A 17478-nucleotide genomic window follows, 5' to 3' on the forward strand; every position below is an offset into this window, starting at 1 on the left:
TCACCCGTTAGGGTGTTCGTGGCGGCTGCTGTTGCGCGGGGTCCTGCTGCGGGCTGGGCAGGAAGCCGAGCGCGAGTTGTTGGTAGAGCTCAGGGCTGATGCGTGAGGCGATCGCTTTGGCGATCAAGGTGACGGCCATCAGGCTGATGACCATTCCATGCCCATCGATCATCTCCATGACGATGATCGCGGCGGTAATGGGTGCCTGGGTAACGGCAGCCAGAAAGCCGGCCATGCACAGCGCGATGAAGGCCGGGATGCCGTCGCCGATACCGAGCAGGGATGTCAGGGGGGAGCCGATGGCCGCCCCGATCGCCAGGGAGGGGGCAAAAATGCCTCCCGGAATCCCAGAATAGTAGCTGGCCAGCGTGGCCACGAAGCGGGACGGTGCGGCATACCAAGGGAGTTCCAGCTGGCCGGCGACGACTTGGGCGGTAATCGTATAGCCGCTGCCATACGACACCCCGTCGCTGATGAAGCCGGTCAACGCCACGAGTACACCGCAGCTGCCCGCAAACAGGATCGGGTGCGTTTCGCGCCAGCGCCACAGCGCGTGTTTCCGAAAGTTCATCGGCAGCAGCATCAGCCGGCTGAACAGGCCGCCGAACACACCGCAGGCCATGCCGGCGGCTATTACGGGAAGCAGCAAGGACTGGTCGCTACGACCGTCCCTTACATGCCCGAAATAGTTGTAGTTGCCGAGCAAGGCGATGGCGACCAGACCCGACAGGATGATGGTGCTGACCAGCACGCCGCTGGTCCTGGTTTCCAGGCGTCGTCCGAGCTCTTCAACGGCGAAGACAATCCCCGCGAGCGGCGTGTTGAAGGCGGCGGCGACGCCTGCCGCTCCGCCAGCCAGGATCAGATCCGAGGCGCGCAAGGCGCGGGTATTGGGAAGCAGCTTGTGCGCCGCGTGGAGAATCGAGGCGGCTACCTGCACCGAAGGGCCTTCACGACCGGAGGAAAAGCCGCCTATCAGCGCGAATGCGCCCAGGCTCACCTTGCCGAAGGCGATGCGCAGCGAGACCAGCTGCTGGATGGCCTTTCCCTGCGCGGCAAGGCGGGTTGCCGCAATCACTTGGGGGATGCCACTGCCCTGGGCTCCGGGGAAGCTGCGCCGGGTGAGCCATACGGTGCTCATGCCAACCAACGGGCTCAGCAGAAAGGCCAGCCAGGGCTTGCCTGAAGTGAGCTCGCCGAAGAGGGCGAGCGCCAGTTCAGCCAGCTTGGCGAAGCCCGCTACGACCACCCCGGCCGCCAACGCGGCCAGCCAGAGGGTGATGCGGGTCCGCCAGCGGAGGGTGCTGAGCAGGCCGCTGCGCCGGGCGGTGATCGTCGGACGCTTCACGGCCTGTTTCCCACGAGGAGCCGGCTAACTGCTTACTTGTCCTTGTGCTGGAAGTCCACGCGGCGGTTTTCGGCCCAGCAGCGCTCTTCGGCACAGCTTGCACGCGGCTTCTCGGAGCCGAAGCTGACCGCTTCGATGCGGGCGTCGGGCACGCCCTGCAGCACCAGCGCCTTGCGCACCGACTCGGCGCGCTTCTGGCCGAGGGCCAGGTTGTATTCGCGGCTGCCGCGTTCGTCGGCGTTGCCTTCCACGGTCACCGCGTCGTTGGCGTGGCCGTTCAGGAAATCGGCCTGCTGCTTCACCACATCACGGTACTTGGCTTCGACGGCGAACTTGTCGAAGGCGAAGTACACGCTCTTCTTGGCCAGCTCTTCACGCTGGGCCTTCAGTTTCTGGGCTTCCAGTTCGGCGGCGGACAGGCCGGGCGCGGCAACCGGTGCCGGTGCGGCCTGGGCGGCGGAAGCCGGCTGTTCGGTCGAGGCGACGGGCTTTTGGGCAGTGGTCGAGCAGGCGGCCAGCACGAGGCTGCAGGCAAGGGTGGACAGGACGGACTTGTTCATGGAGAAACTCCAGGGGTGGTGGGAAAGAAAGTCGGGAAATGGACGTGCCTCTGCCATGCTTGCAGCGCGGCGGCAGGCAATTCTTCCGGGCAGACGCAAAGGCCTGGTCGGTGGGCAAACGATCGGGGGAGAGGTACTTCCGGGATACGGACGCATCCGTCACAACAGGGAGCCGGCGAAGGGCACACGGAGATCAGTTGTAGGCTTACATCTATCTATTGATATCAATTGTATTTGTGTAAATGTTTTTGTGGAAGGGTGCCATTGGGCTTTCAGGTGCCCTGAGTAGGGGCCTGTGATGCGGCAGGTCTTGCACCGTGGGTGGTCATCGGCGTGCAATGGTGCACTGCAATAGTGCGTGTCGAGGCAGTTTGGAAGCGGAAATGCAGGGATTTCCGATGGCATGGAACTCGCTTGAAAAAAATTGACCATATGGTCAGGTTTTCAGGAGCGAAGCATGGCGTCCCACATCGTTCTGACTTCCCATCCCCGTGCCAGCCGTGGCCGTACCGTGCCAACCATCCAGTGGGGCGCCGCCACCGCCGCGGAACGGGGGCCGCTGGTGGCGGGCCTGGCTGAACCGGCTGTGCGCAACGTGATCGGCACCCATTCCGGCTCCTACTCGGTGTACCGGGCCCTGGCGGTGGCGGCCGGCAACCTGCAACGCAACCACCGGCCGGACCTTACCAACACGGTGCCGGCCACCGGCATCGGCCCCCATCCCCAGTGGGCCGACGCGGGGCGCATCGTGTCCCTCGACCCGTGGGGGCACCGGGTGGCGCAGGAGTTTGCCGTCGAGATCGCGGCAGGCATGGACATCCGCCCGACCATCGCGGTGACCACGGCGCACATCAACATGCCGGAGTTGCGCGATGCGATCGAGGCCGGTCGGCTGGTGCCGGATGGTGATCTCCTTGAGGCCAGCGGCGACGTGCGTGTCACCAAGGCCGCCATCGACCCGGTGTGGTACCTGCCCGGCGTGGCCGAGCGCTTCGGTATCACCGAGAGCGCCCTGCGGCGGGCGCTGTTCGAGCAGACCGGCGGAATGTTCCCGGAGCTCGTCACGCGGCCGGACCTGAAGGTCTTCCTGCCGCCGATCGGTGGCATGACTCTTTATTTCTTTGGCGACGTGAGCCTGCTCGGCCGTCCAGAGACGCAGGTGGCCTGTCGGGTTCACGACGAGTGCAACGGCTCCGACGTGTTCGGATCGGACATCTGCACCTGCCGGCCCTACCTGGCTCACGGCATCGAGGTGTGCGTCGAGATGGCCCAGCGGGGCGGTGTCGGCCTGGTGGTGTACAACCGCAAGGAGGGCCGCGCCCTCGGCGAGGTGACCAAGTTTCTCGTCTATAACGCCCGCAAGCGCCAGTTTGGCGGCGACCGCGCCGAAACCTATTTCGAACGCACCGAGTGCGTGGCCGGCGTGCAGGACATGCGTTTCCAGGAGCTGATGCCGGACGTCTTCCACTGGCTCGGCATCACCCGTATCGACCGTTGGGCGTCGATGAGCAACATGAAGCACGGGGCGCTGACCGCTGCCGGCATACAGGTTGTCGAACAGGTGGCGATTCCCGACGAACTGATCCCGGCCGACGCGCGGGTGGAGATGGACGCAAAGACGGCGGCGGGCTACTACACGCCGGTGGCACCGCCGAGCGCAGCCGAACTGGCGGTGGCGAAGGGCAGGGGGTTGCACGCATGAACCACGGATCGGGATGGCACACGCCGGTTTCCGCCGGTCATCCGGCGGCGTTGTTGTTGAGTTCGATGGCGGTGCGCGAGCGCTGCCGTGTCGTTACGGCACGGGTGGAAGCGGGTCTGTCGCCATTCTTCACCTGGCATCCGGAGCAACTGTTGCCCTGCGCCGAGTACGTGGCGCAGACCATCCGCCTCAACTATCCGGATCTCGACGTGCCCTATCACAGCCGCTGGCGCCACTTCGAGGCCGGCGGGCGGGACCGCTGGAGCGTGCTTGCCGGCACTCACGGCCTGGACGGCGACCGCCTGGAGCGGGCCCGTGTGGCGGTGGATCTGGTCATCCCCAGCGTGCTGCTGGACGCCGGGGCCGGCGCCGAGTGGCGTTACCGGGACGTGGCCGGCGGCATGGAACTGGGCCGCTCCGAAGGGCTCGGCGTGGCCAGCCTGGCCTTGTTCGCCGGCGGTGCGCTGTCGGCCGATCCGGCCAGCCCTCTACGCTGCGATGCGGCGGCGCTGCAGCGCCTGTCGCCGGAGGTGCTGGCCGCGGCCTTCCAGGTCGGGCCGGCCAATCCGCTGGTCGGGCTGGAGGGGCGCAGTGCGCTGTTGCAGCGCCTGGGGGCTGTGATGGAAGCGACGCCGGCGGTGTTCGGCACACCGGCCCGCGCCGGTACGCTGGTGGATTACTTGCTCGCCCACGCCATCGACGGCCGGATCGCCGCGTCCTTCGTGCTGGGCACGCTGTTGCGCGCTCTTGGCCCCGTGTGGCCGGGCCGCGTGGTGCTGCAGGGCGTACCGCTCGGCGACTGCTGGGCCCATCCGGCGCTGGAGGATGGCTTGCTGCCTTTCCATAAGCTGACCCAGTGGCTCACCTATTCCCTGCTCGAACCGCTGGAAACCGCAGGGCTGACGATCACCGGGCTGGACGAACTGACCGGCCTGCCGGAGTATCGCAATGGTGGCCTACTGCTCGACTTCAGGCTGATCCGTCCGCGCGAGGAGCGCTTCTGGCGTCATGCCTGGACAGTGGATGCGCCGCCCGTCGTCGAATGGCGGGCCCTCACCGTAACGGGCCTGGACCGGCTCGCCGTCGCCGTCCGCGAGTTGCTCGGGCTGGCGCCGGAAGCTTTTCCGCTGGCCCGTGTGCTGGAAGGCGGCACCTGGTCGGCCGGCCGGCGCATCGCCGCCCAGCGCCGCTCCGGCGGCACGCCGCCGGTGAAGCTGATCAGCGACGGCACCGTGTTTTGAAACCACTGCACGCACTGGAGGACTGTATGAGCGCACCCCTTACCGTCATCGACCACCCCCTGCTGCAGCACAAGCTGTCCATGGCGCGCAGCGCGGAGACCACCACCGACAACTTCCGTCGCTTGGTGCGGGAGATCGCCTCCATGCTGGCCTACGAGGTGACCCGCGATCTGCCCACCGAGTTGATCGACGTGACCACCCCGGTGGCGCCCTGCAAGGTGCCGGTGATCAGCGGCAAGAAGCTGTGCCTGGTGTCTATCCTGCGGGCTGGCAACGGCATGCTCGACGGCATGATCGACCTGCTGCCCGGCGCGCGGGTCGGGCACATCGGGCTGTACCGGGATCCGGAAACGCTGGAGGCCATCGAGTATTACTTCAAGCTGCCGGACGACGTGGAGGATCGCCTGGTGATCGTCGTCGATCCGATGCTGGCCACCGGCAATTCGGCCAGCGCAGCCTTGTCGCGCCTCAAGGAGGCTGGCGTGACCAGCCTCAAGTTCGTGTGCCTGCTGGCCGCGCCAGAGGGGCTGGCCGCGTTGCAGGCGACTCACCCGGACGTGCCGGTGACGACCGCCGCGGTGGACAGCCACCTCAACGAGCACGGCTACATCGTGCCCGGTCTGGGTGACGCCGGCGACCGTATCTTCGGCACCAAGTGACGCTAGCGTCGCAGCCCGGGGGCGTGGACGCGCCCGCCCGCGGCGGGCGCATCCGGCGCCAGCACGAGGCCGCCATCCTCGCTGCCGCCGAACAGGTCTTTGCGCGGGCCGGCTTCCAGGGCGCCACGATGGCGGAGATCGCGCTGGCGGCGGGCCTGCCCAAGTCCAACCTGCATTACTACTTCGGCACCAAGGCCGAGGTTTACCGGGCCGTACTGGCGCACATCCTGCGCCTGTGGCTGGCCGAGACAGATCGCATCAATGCCGACGCCGACCCGAGCGAGGCGCTGGCCCACTACATCGAGGCCAAGATGTGCCTCACCGCCGAGCATCCGGACGCCTCGCGGGTCTTTGCCAACGAGTTGCTGCATGGCGCGCCGGAGATCGGCGACTATCTACGCAATGAGCTGCGCCTGCTGGTGGCCGACAAGGCGGCGGTGATCGAAGCCTGGATCGCCGCCGGCAAGATAGCGCCGGTGGACCCGGAGCACCTGTTCATCAGCCTGTGGGCGCTGACCCAGACCTATGCCGACTTCGAGACTCAGGTTTGCGCTGTGCTGAACCGCCGCAGCCTGGGGCCGGCGGACTACCGGCGGGCCACCGCCCATGTGCTGAACCTGGTGCTGCGCGGCTGCGGCCTCGCACCCCCCATTTCGGAAGGAAATTTCCCGTGTTCGACCTGATCCTGCGCAACTGCAACCTGCCCGATGGCCGCCGTGGCATGGATATCGGCATCCGCGACGGGCGCATCGCCGCGGTTGAGGCCGCGCTGTCCGGCGAAGCGGGGGAAGTCATCGACGCGGCCGGCCAACTCGTCACGCCGCCGTTCGTCGACGCCCACTTCCACATGGACGCAACCCTGTCCTACGGCCTACCGCGGGTGAACCAGTCGGGCACGCTGTTGGAAGGTATCGCCCTATGGGGCGAGCTGAAGCCGCTGCTGACTCAGGAGGCGCTGGTGGAGCGGGCGCTGGCCTATTGTGACTGGGCGGTGGCCAAGGGCCTGCTGGCGATCCGTTCCCACGTGGATGTGTGTGACCCGCGCCTGCTGGCGGTGGAAGCCCTGCTGCATGTGAAGGACAAGGTGCGCCCCTACCTGGATCTGCAACTGGTGGCTTTTCCCCAGGACGGCGTGTTGCGCAGCCCCGGCGCGCTGGACAACCTGAAGCGGGCGCTGGACATGGGCGTCGACGTGGTCGGCGGCATTCCTCACTTCGAGCGCACGATGGCCGATGGGGCGGAGTCTGTGCGCATCCTGTGTGAGCTGGCCGCCGAGCGCGGCCTGCCGGTGGACATGCACTGCGACGAATCCGACGACCCGCTGTCGCGCCATATCGAAACCCTGGCTTTCCACGCCCAGCGCCTTGGCCTGCAGGGGCGGGTGACCGGCTCCCACCTGACGTCCATGCATTCGATGGATAACTACTACGTGTCCAAGCTGCTGCCGCTGATGGCCGAGGCGGGGGTCGCGGCGGTCGCCAACCCACTTATCAACATCACGCTGCAGGGCCGCCACGACACCTACCCGAAGCGTCGCGGCATGACCCGCGTGCCTGAACTCCTGACCGCCGGCATCCCGGTCGCCTTCGGCCACGACTGCGTGATGGACCCGTGGTACAGCCTCGGCAGCGCCGACATGCTGGAAGTCGCGGCGATGGGCCTGCACGTGGCGCAGATGACCAGTCAGGACGGCATGCGCGCCTGCTTTGCAGCGGTGACGGCGGCGCCTGCGCGCATTCTGGGCCTGGACGGCTACGGCCTCGAACCGGGCTGTCGGGGCGACCTGGTGCTGCTGCAGGCCGTCGATCCCGTCGAGGCGCTGCGCCTGCGGGCGACACGTCTGCTGGTGCTGCGTGGAGGGCGGGTTGTCGCCCGCAGCCCGGCGGCTGTCGCGGCGCTGGCCCTGCCGGGACGGCCGTCCTGTGTGGATTTCACGCACCGCTCCTGAGCTTTATCCCCGCCCGCCGTGGTCAACCCTGTGGGTAACTTGTGAAACACTCGCTTAGACGACTGATTGGACGGCGTTTTTGCTGTTTGCCTCAAATTTGTGCAACGCACTCTTCAGGTGGAAAACGGACCTCCTGTGGATTCTTGCGGACACTGTGGGTTATCCCCGCGGATCGTGGTCAACCCTGTGGATAAGGTGTGAAGGGTGTAAACAGATCATTGAAAGTTATATGATTTTTATTCCTGCTACAAAATTAGGCAGGTCTTTTGAGGATTTGAAACAGGCTTGCCGGCCGTTTTCAGGGGGCGGCTTGCGCTGTTCGTCCGGGTTTTCAAAGCAGCCTGAAGTGTCGTGTTATCCCCGCCCAAAGTGGTCAACCCTGTGGGTAAGTTGTGAAAGGTGGGGCTAGGCTACTGATCCAGCAGCATTTTTATCGTTTGCTTCAAATTTGTGCAATGCACACGGTGGATGCCCCGGGATGGGGATGTGGATTTGTGGGTGTTTCCCCGGTTTTTTCCCCACCGGACGTGGTCAACCCTGTGGATAAGGTGTGAAGGGGGATTTCATGTCACTGATTGGTCAGTGTTTTTTAATGTTGCTGCAAAATTAGGCAGCGTCTGGCTGGCCTCCGGGGCAGGAAAAATCCGTGAATCGAGGTCTTCCCAGCGCCCCTCAGCAAGGTCGAATTGCCCCAGTGTGGACAGTGGCCCACCGATGTCGGATGCCGCGTAGCACATCAGGCTGAGTTTCGTTACGGTGCAGTGGACGACCTTCTGTGTGCCCGCATCCAGGCGTTCGAGCAGGGGGGCTGTGGGCCATTCACCGTCGTACAGGCCCACCGTGACATGGGGCGTATATGGGCCACCGGGTTCGGAGCGTGGGCCGCACAGGGCATGGCGCAGGCGGCCTATGCCACCGTCCACGTCGCGGACGCTCAGGAAGGGCGCCGACGTGAAGCTCGCCAGCCCGCCGATCTCCATGCGGAAGGGGGCGCCGGCGAAGCGTTGCAGGGTATCAAGCTGTCGTTCCAGCCCGGCTGGGCCGAAGTCGTCGGGACGTGTCGGCTGCAGGGTCGGAAAGCCGCACAGGGCGAGTGTGATGTGCGGTTGGCGGCGGTAGTCGTCGAGCAGTACGTCGTCCAGCAATACCGCTGCCTGTTCAGTCAGGCGGCGTACCGCCGGCAGGTCTACGTCTATGGCCCACAGCGCGTAGTGCGGGCGGCCAAGATGCCATTCGTGGAAATCCCGGCGCACATTGCGCAGCGTTCTGCCGGCTGCAGCGAAATGTGCGCGAGCCAGGTCGAAAACGCTGTCGGGAATGGCGAAGGAGGAGACAGGCTCGGCGCGGGGGGGCATGGGGCAGGAAGTGAAGTTGTCAGCGCGCCAGCATAACCGCTGGGGCGCCGACGATTATCCCATTCCGCCCGCGACGGACTTCCCGCTTGGCCAACTTCCTATTTTGCGGGGGCTGGAGCGGCAGCGGGCGTGCCAAAGCGCAGGCAGGCCCTGCTGCGCGGCGCCGGCAAAGTGATGCCCTTGGCCTTGGCCCGCTCCGCCATTTGCGCATGGTGTTCCGCCATGTAGGCCTGGCATTCCTCGGCGGTCTTCATCGAGCGCATTTTGTCCCGGTGGGCGCGGCGTTCCTCCGGTGTCATCAGTCCCATGCCCGGGGTGTTGCGGCGGTTCATACGCCAGCCGCAGTTGGGGCCCATGTCCGCTTTCGCCGTGCCGTCGGCCTTCATGCACGGCCGTTCGCCCTGCATCATGCCGGGGCCCATGCCGCCCCCGCCCATTCCACCGCCGCCCATGCCGGGGCCCGGCTGGGCTGCCGCTATACCGACCATAAATAGGCTTGCCATGCCGGCAAGGACGCATTGCCTGAACATCTTCATCGTAATCTCCTGATGCGCGCGGGCCATCATCCATCCCCAGGGCTGCCCGTCGGCCATGTGTCGGGGCTGGAACCTTGTTACGCCATCAATATTAGGCGCTGCTGATCTAGGAGCAAGGGCTGTGGGGGAGATTTCCTGTCGGGACTTGCCCCAGGTCAAGAAGCCAGGCGCGGGGGGCGGTCACGGCTGCGACATAGTGTCGCAACTGCCCGTTTCCTGGCCCGTATCAAGAAACTTTAAGGGGCTGCCTTGCTACAGTCCGGGCCCAGTTCCCGACTGACGAGGCCCCTGATGATTTCCGCAAGACTGACCCCCATCGCCGTTGTCGTTTCCATGCTGGCGACGCTTCCCGCCCATGCGGCCGACTCCGGCGACAGCGTGGCGCTGACCCTCGGTGAGGTGGTCGTCAGCGGCAGCGCCGATGGCCCGCTGCAGGCCCGACGTGTGCTGAGCTCGGTGGATATCCTGCCGGAGGCGCGCATCGCGAACCAGGTGGTGGCCAACAACTGGCAGCTGTTCGGCCAGTTGCCCGGCGTGATGCTGACCCAGTTCGGCCAGGGCACTACGTCCGGCAAATTTTCCATGCGCGGCTTCAACGGGGAAGGGGAGATCAACGCGGTCAAGCTCCTGATCGACGGGGTGCCGTCCAACAGCAACGACGGCAACATGCCCTACATCGATCTGGCGCCGCGGCTGGACATCGAATCCATCGAGGTGGTGCGCGGCACCAACGATCCGCGCTACGGCCTGCACAACATCGCCGGTAACGCCAACATCATCACCAAGAGCGGCGGCAACTATGTGCAGGGGCGGGCCACCCTCGGCAGCTTCCAGACTCGCGAACTGCAGGCGGCGGCGGGCATCGAGCAGGGCGCGCTGGCGCAGAACTACGCGCTGGCGGTGAACTCGACCGACGGCTACCGAGCCCATTCCGGTGCCGAGAACGGCGCCTTCAGCGGCAAATGGTTCATTACGCCGGAAGGCGGCAACAGCCGCTTTGGCTTGATCCTGCGCCACTCCACCGCCCGCGCCGATGAGGCGGGCTACCTGACCGATGCCCAGCGCCGCGCCGACCCGGACCAGTCGCCGGCCCACAACCGGACCGACGAAGACCGCCGGATGGCCACCCAGGTGGCGCTGCAGGCGGAAACCGCGCTGGGCAGCCAGCTGTTCTGGACCGGCCAGGTCTACCTGAACAATCTGGATGATCGCCGCTTCGTGACCTTCTCGGCCAATGTCTCCCAGCAGGAGCGCGTCGTCGCGGAAACCCACAGCGGTGCGTCCACGACGCTGACCTGGCGGGCCGGCAAGACGGTCCTCGGCGATCTGTCGGTGATGGGCGGCCTCGACGTGGAGCGCCAGGACAACCGCAGCACCCGCTACAACACCGTCAGCCAGGTGCGCCAGAGCCAGACCCGCGACCAGGCTTTCGAGTTCGACACTGCCGGCGCCTTCGTGCAGGCGGTGCTCAAGCCGCTGCCCGGCCTGAGCCTGACGCCGGCCTTCCGTGCCGACCGCGTTGACGGCACCTACACCAACCGCCTCAACGGCAAGACCTACGACATCAACGACTACGGCACGATCAACCAGCCGAAGATGAGCGCGGTGTATGCGCTGTCCGATGCGTACTCGGTGTACGGAAACTGGGGCCGCAGCTTCCAGGTCGGCGTGGGTACCGCTTCTTATAAGGTGAACCAGACGGCCGACCTGTCGCCGTCGATCAATGAAGGCTGGGAGGCCGGCCTCAAGTTCCGCCCGCTGGCCTGGCTGGAGGGCCGCCTCGCGGCCTGGCGCCAGACCGCTTCCAACGAAGCGCGGCGCAAGCTCAACGACCCGGCCAACGACGCCGAGAACATCGGCCAGACCCGCCGCCAGGGTGTAGACCTGCAGCTCAACGCCCAGCCCACGCGCCAGCTCGGCCTGTGGGTCGGCGCCGCGCTGCAGCGCTCGAAGATCCTGCAGGCCGACGCGGTGTCCGCCGGCACCGTCGGCAAGGAGATCGACCATGTGCCTCACCTGCTCTACAACCTGGGCGCCGATTACCAGGCCAGCGAGGCCTGGCGCCTGTCGGCATGGATAAATGGGCAGAGCAGCTATTACCTGGAGCGCACCAACAGCACCGGCAAGTTTGGCGGCTACGCGCTGGCCAACGTGGCGGCGGCCTATCGCCTCAGCCCGCGCATCAATCTGGAGGTACAGGTGCGCAACCTGTTCGACCGCTACAGCGAATACGCTTGGTGGGATGGCACCCAGTCCCTTCACGCTCCGGGCGCGCCGCGCAGCGTTTACGGGACGGTCGCGGTCAAGTTCTGAGCCTCGATGAAACGCGAACTGCGCCGCCTGTGGGTCAAGCTGCACCTGTATGTCGGCTTGCTGGCCGGCGGCCTGTTCGTGCTGCTGGGGCTCACCGGCAGCGTGTTGGTGTTCTACCTGGACGTGGATGACCTGCTCAATCCGCAGATCCGCGTCAGCGCAGCGGCGCCCGCGCCGTCGCCGGAGGCGGTATTCCAGGCGCTGCGCGCCCGCTACCCGCAGCGCGACGGCCCGTGGCGCATTGAGATGCCGCTGTCGGCGGACGCGCCTGTACTGGCCCGCTATTACAACCCGCCGGAAACCGCCGGGCGCGGCTTTGCGCCGCTGATGCTGAGCCTTGATCCGCGCTCACTGGAAGTCACCAGCGCGCGCTTCTGGGGCGACTACGCGACGACCTGGCTGTTCGACCTGCATTACACGCTGCTGGCGGGCGAGGGCGGCAAGACGGCGGTCGGTATCCTCGGCCTGCTGCTGGCGTTTTCATTGCTCAGTGGGCTCTACCTGTGGTGGCCCAGTCGTGCCCGTCTGAGCGCGGCGCTGAAGCCGGTGCTGCGTAGCGGCGCGGTTCGCCGCACCTACGATCTACACGTGTTTGGTGGCGTCTATGGCTTGCCGGTGCTGCTGGTGCTGGCGCTGACCGGCAGCGCGCTGGCTCTGCCGGACTTCACCCGCGATCTGGTCGCCAGCGCGTCGACACTGCGGGAGGCATACCGGCCACCAGCAGGCCTGCTGGACGATGGCGCTAAGCCGATCGCCCTCGATGCGGCGGTGAGCGTCGCCCGCAAGTCTTTTCCTGGTGCGGAGCTGCGCTGGGTCGAGACCTCCGGCAGCGCTGGGCGGCCGATCTCGGTGCGCTTCCATCAGCCTGGCGAACCCGGCCGGCGTTTCCCGCGCTCCCAGGTGTGGGTAGACCCGAGCGATGGGCAGGTGCTGGCGGTGCGTGATCCGCTGCGGGAATCCGCCGGCGACGGCTTTCTGGCCTGGATGCATCCGCTCCACAACGGTGAGGCCTTCGGGCTGCCCGGCCGTATCCTCGCCTGCGTGGCGGGGCTGCTGCCGGCACTGTTGTTCGTCACCGGTTGGATGCGCTGGCGGCACAAAGTCCGCGCCCGTGCGCAGCGGGAGACCCGGCCGGTGTCGCATACCACCACCCACAGGGTTGGCACTCCATAGGGCGGCATCTGAGGCGTTTCTGGCCTGCCGCAGTGAATTTGCTGGAACGGCTTTTTCCTTACGGGGTCTTTACGCAGTCTTACGAAGGCATCGTGTAGCATTGCGACCGCCTCTCGATGGCTTCGAAATGCCGGCCTGTAGCGGGCCGGCGCCTTCCGGAAAAACGCTCCATGCCCAGCCCTGCCTCTGCTCCGTCCGATTCAGCTTCCCGTCCCCGTCGTCGTATTCTTCCCTGGCTCATCGTGCTGGCCCTCGCGGCCGGCGGGGGCTGGTATTACACCCACCGCAGCCCAGCGGACGGGGAAGGAGGCGGCGGCAAGGCAGCTGACGGGCGGCGTGGCGGTCGTGACGGGCGCGGCGAGCGGCCGATCCCGGTAAGCCTCGCGACAATTGCCACCGGCGACATCCGGGTGATGGTGCCGGCCCTCGGCAGCGTGGTGCCGCGCAACCAGGTGACCGTGCGCTCGCGGGTCGACGGTCCGCTGCTGGCAGTCAAATTCACCGAAGGCCAGCCGGTCAAGGCGGGCGATGTGCTCGCGCTGATCGATCCCGATCCCTTCCGAGCCACGCTGGAGCAGGCCCGCGGCCAGTTGGCACGGGACGCGGCGCTGCTGAAGAACGCCCAGATCGACCTCGACCGTTACAAGGGCCTGCTACGCCAGGATTCCATTGCCGAGCAGCAGGTGGCGACCCAGGAGGCGCTGGTGCGCCAGTACCAGGGCACCGTGCAGGCCGACCAGGCGGCGGTGAAGAGCGCCGAGCTGCAGCTGTCCTACACCACCATCAAGGCCCCGATCAGCGGCCGGGCCGGCCTGCGGGCCGTGGACCCGGGCAATATCGTGAAGGCCTCCGACACCACCGGGCTGGTGACCATTGCCCAGGTGAGCCCGATCACCGCCGTGTTCCCGGTGCCGGAAGACCGCCTGCCGGCGGTCATGAAGCGCGTGCGCGAAGGCAAGGGCCTGATCGCCGAGGCCTGGGACCGGGAGATGAAAAACCACCTCGCCGATGGCAAGCTGTTGGCGGTGGATAGCCAGATCGACAGCACCACCGGCACCGTCAAGTTGAAGGCGGATTTCGCCAACAAGGACGGCAGCCTGTTCCCCAACCAGTTCGTCAACGTACGCCTGATCCTCGACACCCTGGCCGGTGTCGTCACGGTGCCGACCGCTGCGGTCCAGCAGGGTGCCAAGGGCAGTTATGTCTATAAGGTCGGTGAGGGCAACAAGGTCGCGTCGGTGCCGGTCAAGCTGGGGCCGGTGGATGGCGACAAAGCCGTCGTCGAGGACGGCCTCGCCGCCGGTGACCGGGTCGTTGTGGACGGCCTCGACAAGCTGAAGGACGGCGCCCAGATCGAGGCCATCGACCCGAAGGCCGTGGATGCGCCCGGGCGGGAGAGGAAGCGCGGCGGCAACGGCGGCGGTCGTCCGGGGCATTAACGCATGAACCCGTCCCGTCCGTTCATCCTGCGGCCGGTGGCGACCTCCCTGCTGATGGTCGCCATCCTGCTGGTGGGCCTCGTCGCCTATCGCCTGCTGCCCATCTCGGCGTTGCCCGAGGTGGATTACCCGACCATCCAGGTCAAAACCTTGTATCCCGGCGCCAGCCCGGATGTGATGACTTCGGCCATCACCGCGCCGCTGGAGCGCCAGTTCGGCCAGATGCCGGGGCTGGACGAGATGTCGTCCACCAGCTCCGGCGGGGCCTCGGTGATCACCCTGCGCTTCAGCCTGTCCCTGAGCCTGGACGTGGCCGAGCAGCAGGTACAGGCGGCCATCAACGCCGCATCCAACCTGCTGCCCACCGACCTGCCGGCACCGCCCACCTACAGCAAAGTTAACCCCGCCGACGCGCCGATCCTGAGCTTGGCGGTGAGCTCGAAGAGCCTGCCGATCACGCGCATCCACGATCTGGTTGAGAGCCGACTGGCGATGAAGATCTCCCAGGTGCCGGGGGTCGGCCTCGTCAGCATCGCCGGCGGGCGCCGTCCGGCGGTGCGGGTGCAGGTCAATCCGACCGCCGCGGCTGCCTACGGGCTGGGGCTGGAGGACATCCGCACGGCCATCGCCAACGCCAACGTGACCCAGGCCAAGGGCAGCTTCGACGGGCCCCAGCGGGCCTCCACCATCGACGCCAACGACCAGCTGCGTTCCGCCGACGAGTACCGCGGCCTGATCGTCGCCTATAAAAACGGCAACCCGGTGCGCCTGTCCGATGTGGCCAACCTGGCCGACGACGCCGAGAACCTGCGCCTCGCCGCCTGGGCCGATGATCAGGCGGCGGTGATCATCAACGTGCAGCGCCAGCCGGGCGCCAACGTGATCGAGGTGGCCGACCGGGTTACCGCGCTGCTGCCGCAGATGACCGCCAGCCTGCCGGCCTCGCTCGATGTGCGTGTGCTGTCCGACCGCACCACCACCATCCGCGCTTCGGTGCACGACGTGCAGATTGAGCTGATGATGGCCGTGGCCCTGGTGGTGATGGTGATCTTTATGTTCCTGCGCAGCGTGCCGGCGACCATCATCCCCAGCGTGGCGGTGCCGCTGTCACTGGTCGGCACCTTCGGCGTGATGTACCTGGCTGGCTTCAGCCTCAACAATCTCACCCTGATGGCGCTGACCATCTCCACCGGCTTCGTGGTGGACGACGCCATCGTGATGATCGAGAACATCGCCCGCTACGTGGAGGAGGGCGAATCGCCGATGCAGGCCGCGCTGAAGGGGGCCAAGCAGATCGGTTTCACCATCATCTCGCTGACCTTCTCGCTGATCGCCGTGCTGATTCCGTTGCTGTTCATGGCGGACGTGGTCGGCCGGCTGTTCCGCGAGTTCGCGATCACGCTGGCGATCGCCATCCTGATCTCCGCCTTTGTGTCCCTGACCCTCACGCCGATGATGTGCGCGCGGCTCCTCAAGCACGTGCCGGAGGCCGAGCAGGGGCGCTTCTACAAGGTGATGGGTGACTTCTTCGACCGCGTCATCGCCCGTTACGGCGTGATGCTGCAGTGGGTGCTCGACCGCCAGGGCCTGACCCTGGTGGTCGCCGTCGGCACCCTGGCGCTGACCGCGCTGCTTTACGTGGTGGTGCCCAAGGGCTTCTTCCCGGTCCAGGACACCGGCGCGATCCAGGGCATTACCGAGGCGAGCCAGTCGATCTCCTTTTCCGCCATGTCGCAGCGCCAGCAGGCGCTGGCCGAGGTGGTGCTGAAGGATCCGGCGGTGGCCAGCCTGTCGTCCTTCATCGGCGTGGATGGCGCCAACGCGACCCTCAACAGCGGGCGCATGATGATCAACCTCAAGCCGCTCGCCGAGCGGGACGCCAGCGCCAGCGAGGTGATCCGCCGCTTGACGCCGGAGGTGCGCAAGGTGGCCGGCATTACGCTGTACATGCAGCCGGTGCAGGATCTGTCCATCGAGGACAAGGTCAGCCGCACCCAGTACCAGTTCTCCTTGCAGTCGCCGGATTCGGCGGCGCTGGCCGAATGGGTACCGCGCCTCGTCGAGCGCCTGAAAGGTCTGCCGCAGCTGGCCGACGTGGCCAGCGACCTGCAGGACAAGGGCCTGCAGGCGTGGGTGGAGATCGACCGGGCCAGCGCCAGCCGCCTTGGTGTCAGCACCGCGGCCATCGACAACGCCTTGTACAACGCCTACGGCCAGCGCCTGATATCCACCATCTTCACGCAGGCCACCCAGTACCGCGTGGTGCTGGAGGTGAAACCGGAGTTCCGCAGCAGCCCGGCCTCCATCGCCAACCTCTACGTGCCGGGCAGCGGCGGCGCCCAGGTGCCGCTGTCGGCGGTGGCGCGGGTCGTCGAACGGCCGGCGATGCTGGCGGTGAACCACATCGGCCAGTTCCCGGCGGTGACCCTGTCCTTCAACCTGGCACCGGGCGCCTCCCTCGGCGAGGCGGTGGAGGCGATCCGTTCGGCCGAGGCCGACCTGGGCCTGCCAGCCAGCATCGAGACCAGCTTCCAGGGCGCGGCGCTGGCCTTCCAGGCCTCGCTGACCAACACCCTGCTGCTGATCCTGGCTGCGGTAGTGACCATGTACATCGTGCTCGGCGTGCTCTACGAGAGCTACATCCACCCGGTCACCATCCTGTCCACACTGCCGTCTGCGGGCGTCGGCGCGCTGTTGGCCTTGCTGATGGCGCGCAGCGAGCTGGGCATCGTCGGCATCATCGGCATCGTGCTCTTGATCGGCATCGTCAAGAAGAACGCGATCATGATGATCGACTTCGCCCTCGACGCCGAGCGGCGCGAAGGCCTCGCTCCGCGGGAGGCCATCTACCAGGCCTGCCTCCTGCGTTTCCGGCCGATCCTGATGACCACGCTGGCGGCGCTGCTCGGTGCGCTGCCGCTGATGCTGGGCGCCGGCGTTGGATCCGAACTGCGCCATCCGCTCGGCGTGACGATGGTCGGTGGCCTGCTCGTCAGCCAGGTGCTGACGCTGTTCACCACGCCGGTGATCTACCTGGCCTTCGATCGCCTCGCACGGCGGGGGAGGGCGGCATGATGCCCGTGGTGGACGGGGATTCATTTGCCCCGGGTGGGCAGATCGACGTCCGCGGGCGAATGAATTCGCCCCAACAGGGGTGGGCGTGGTGGTTTGTTGTTGGGGCGAATTCATTCGCCCTCCAGTGGC

Annotated in this window: 13 protein-coding genes; 9 read left to right on the forward strand and 4 right to left on the reverse strand. The window is 66.6% G+C overall.

Features of this window, described 5'->3' with window-relative positions; translation table 11 throughout:
• Positions 1-7: 7 nt before the first annotated feature.
• Both ACE3RX_RS13175 and pal read right to left on the reverse strand, forming a co-directional pair.
• Complete coding sequence (locus ACE3RX_RS13175; protein ID WP_374484327.1) at positions 8-1348, reverse strand: chloride channel protein; 1341 nt, start codon at positions 1346-1348, stop codon at positions 8-10.
• Positions 1349-1380: 32 nt separating this feature from the next.
• Positions 1381-1908 carry a peptidoglycan-associated lipoprotein Pal gene (gene pal, locus ACE3RX_RS13180; protein ID WP_374484329.1) on the reverse strand — a complete coding sequence of 176 codons (528 nt, stop codon included), beginning with the start codon at positions 1906-1908 and terminating at the stop codon, positions 1381-1383.
• A gap of 457 nt (positions 1909-2365) precedes the next feature.
• On the opposite strand from pal, the gene ACE3RX_RS13185 reads away from it, so the two are divergent.
• From ACE3RX_RS13185 to ACE3RX_RS13205, 5 genes are read left to right on the forward strand one after another with little or no spacing between them, the layout of a single operon-like run.
• Positions 2366-3610 (forward strand): GTP cyclohydrolase II, encoded by a 1245-nt coding sequence (locus tag ACE3RX_RS13185; protein WP_374484334.1) that lies wholly within the window; start codon positions 2366-2368, stop codon positions 3608-3610.
• Complete coding sequence (locus ACE3RX_RS13190) at positions 3607-4851, forward strand: URC4/urg3 family protein (protein WP_374484338.1); 1245 nt, start codon at positions 3607-3609, stop codon at positions 4849-4851. The genes ACE3RX_RS13185 and ACE3RX_RS13190 overlap by 4 nt, the downstream gene beginning before the upstream one ends.
• Before the next feature lie 26 nt (positions 4852-4877).
• A complete protein-coding gene (gene upp / locus ACE3RX_RS13195; RefSeq protein WP_374484340.1) occupies positions 4878-5510 on the forward strand; it encodes a uracil phosphoribosyltransferase in 633 nt (210 codons plus the stop codon).
• 23 nt (positions 5511-5533) lie between these two features.
• A complete protein-coding gene (locus ACE3RX_RS13200; RefSeq protein WP_374484342.1) occupies positions 5534-6193 on the forward strand; it encodes a TetR/AcrR family transcriptional regulator in 660 nt (219 codons plus the stop codon).
• The gene (locus ACE3RX_RS13205; protein WP_374484344.1) at positions 6181-7458 is read left to right on the forward strand and encodes an amidohydrolase family protein; all 1278 of its coding nucleotides are present in this window, start codon (positions 6181-6183) and stop codon (positions 7456-7458) included. Before ACE3RX_RS13200 ends, ACE3RX_RS13205 begins: the two co-directional genes overlap by 13 nt.
• Before the next feature lie 563 nt (positions 7459-8021).
• Here ACE3RX_RS13205 and ACE3RX_RS13210 read toward each other — a convergent pair.
• Positions 8022-8813, reverse strand: a complete 792-nt coding sequence (locus tag ACE3RX_RS13210) for a 2'-5' RNA ligase family protein (protein WP_374484347.1) — start codon at positions 8811-8813, stop codon at positions 8022-8024.
• Positions 8814-8911: 98 nt separating this feature from the next.
• Positions 8912-9349 (reverse strand): hypothetical protein, encoded by a 438-nt coding sequence (locus ACE3RX_RS13215; protein ID WP_374484349.1) that lies wholly within the window; start codon positions 9347-9349, stop codon positions 8912-8914.
• A gap of 291 nt (positions 9350-9640) precedes the next feature.
• On the opposite strand from ACE3RX_RS13215, the gene ACE3RX_RS13220 reads away from it, so the two are divergent.
• From ACE3RX_RS13220 to ACE3RX_RS13235, 4 genes are all read left to right on the forward strand, one after another.
• Complete coding sequence (locus ACE3RX_RS13220) at positions 9641-11662, forward strand: TonB-dependent receptor (protein WP_374484352.1); 2022 nt, start codon at positions 9641-9643, stop codon at positions 11660-11662.
• Positions 11663-11668: 6 nt separating this feature from the next.
• On the forward strand, positions 11669-12835 hold the full coding sequence (locus ACE3RX_RS13225) for a PepSY-associated TM helix domain-containing protein (RefSeq protein ID WP_374484354.1): 1167 nt from the start codon (positions 11669-11671) through the stop codon (positions 12833-12835).
• Between the two features lie 170 nt (positions 12836-13005).
• Positions 13006-14274: an MdtA/MuxA family multidrug efflux RND transporter periplasmic adaptor subunit gene (locus tag ACE3RX_RS13230; RefSeq protein ID WP_374484357.1), complete on the forward strand. Its 1269-nt coding sequence runs from the start codon at positions 13006-13008 to the stop codon at positions 14272-14274.
• Between the two features lie 3 nt (positions 14275-14277).
• The gene (locus ACE3RX_RS13235) at positions 14278-17349 is read left to right on the forward strand and encodes an MdtB/MuxB family multidrug efflux RND transporter permease subunit (RefSeq protein WP_374484359.1); all 3072 of its coding nucleotides are present in this window, start codon (positions 14278-14280) and stop codon (positions 17347-17349) included.
• The last annotated feature ends 129 nt before the right edge of the window (positions 17350-17478 follow it).

The organism is Zoogloea sp. (assembly GCF_041914405.1).
Lineage (GTDB): Bacteria > Pseudomonadota > Gammaproteobacteria > Burkholderiales > Rhodocyclaceae > Zoogloea.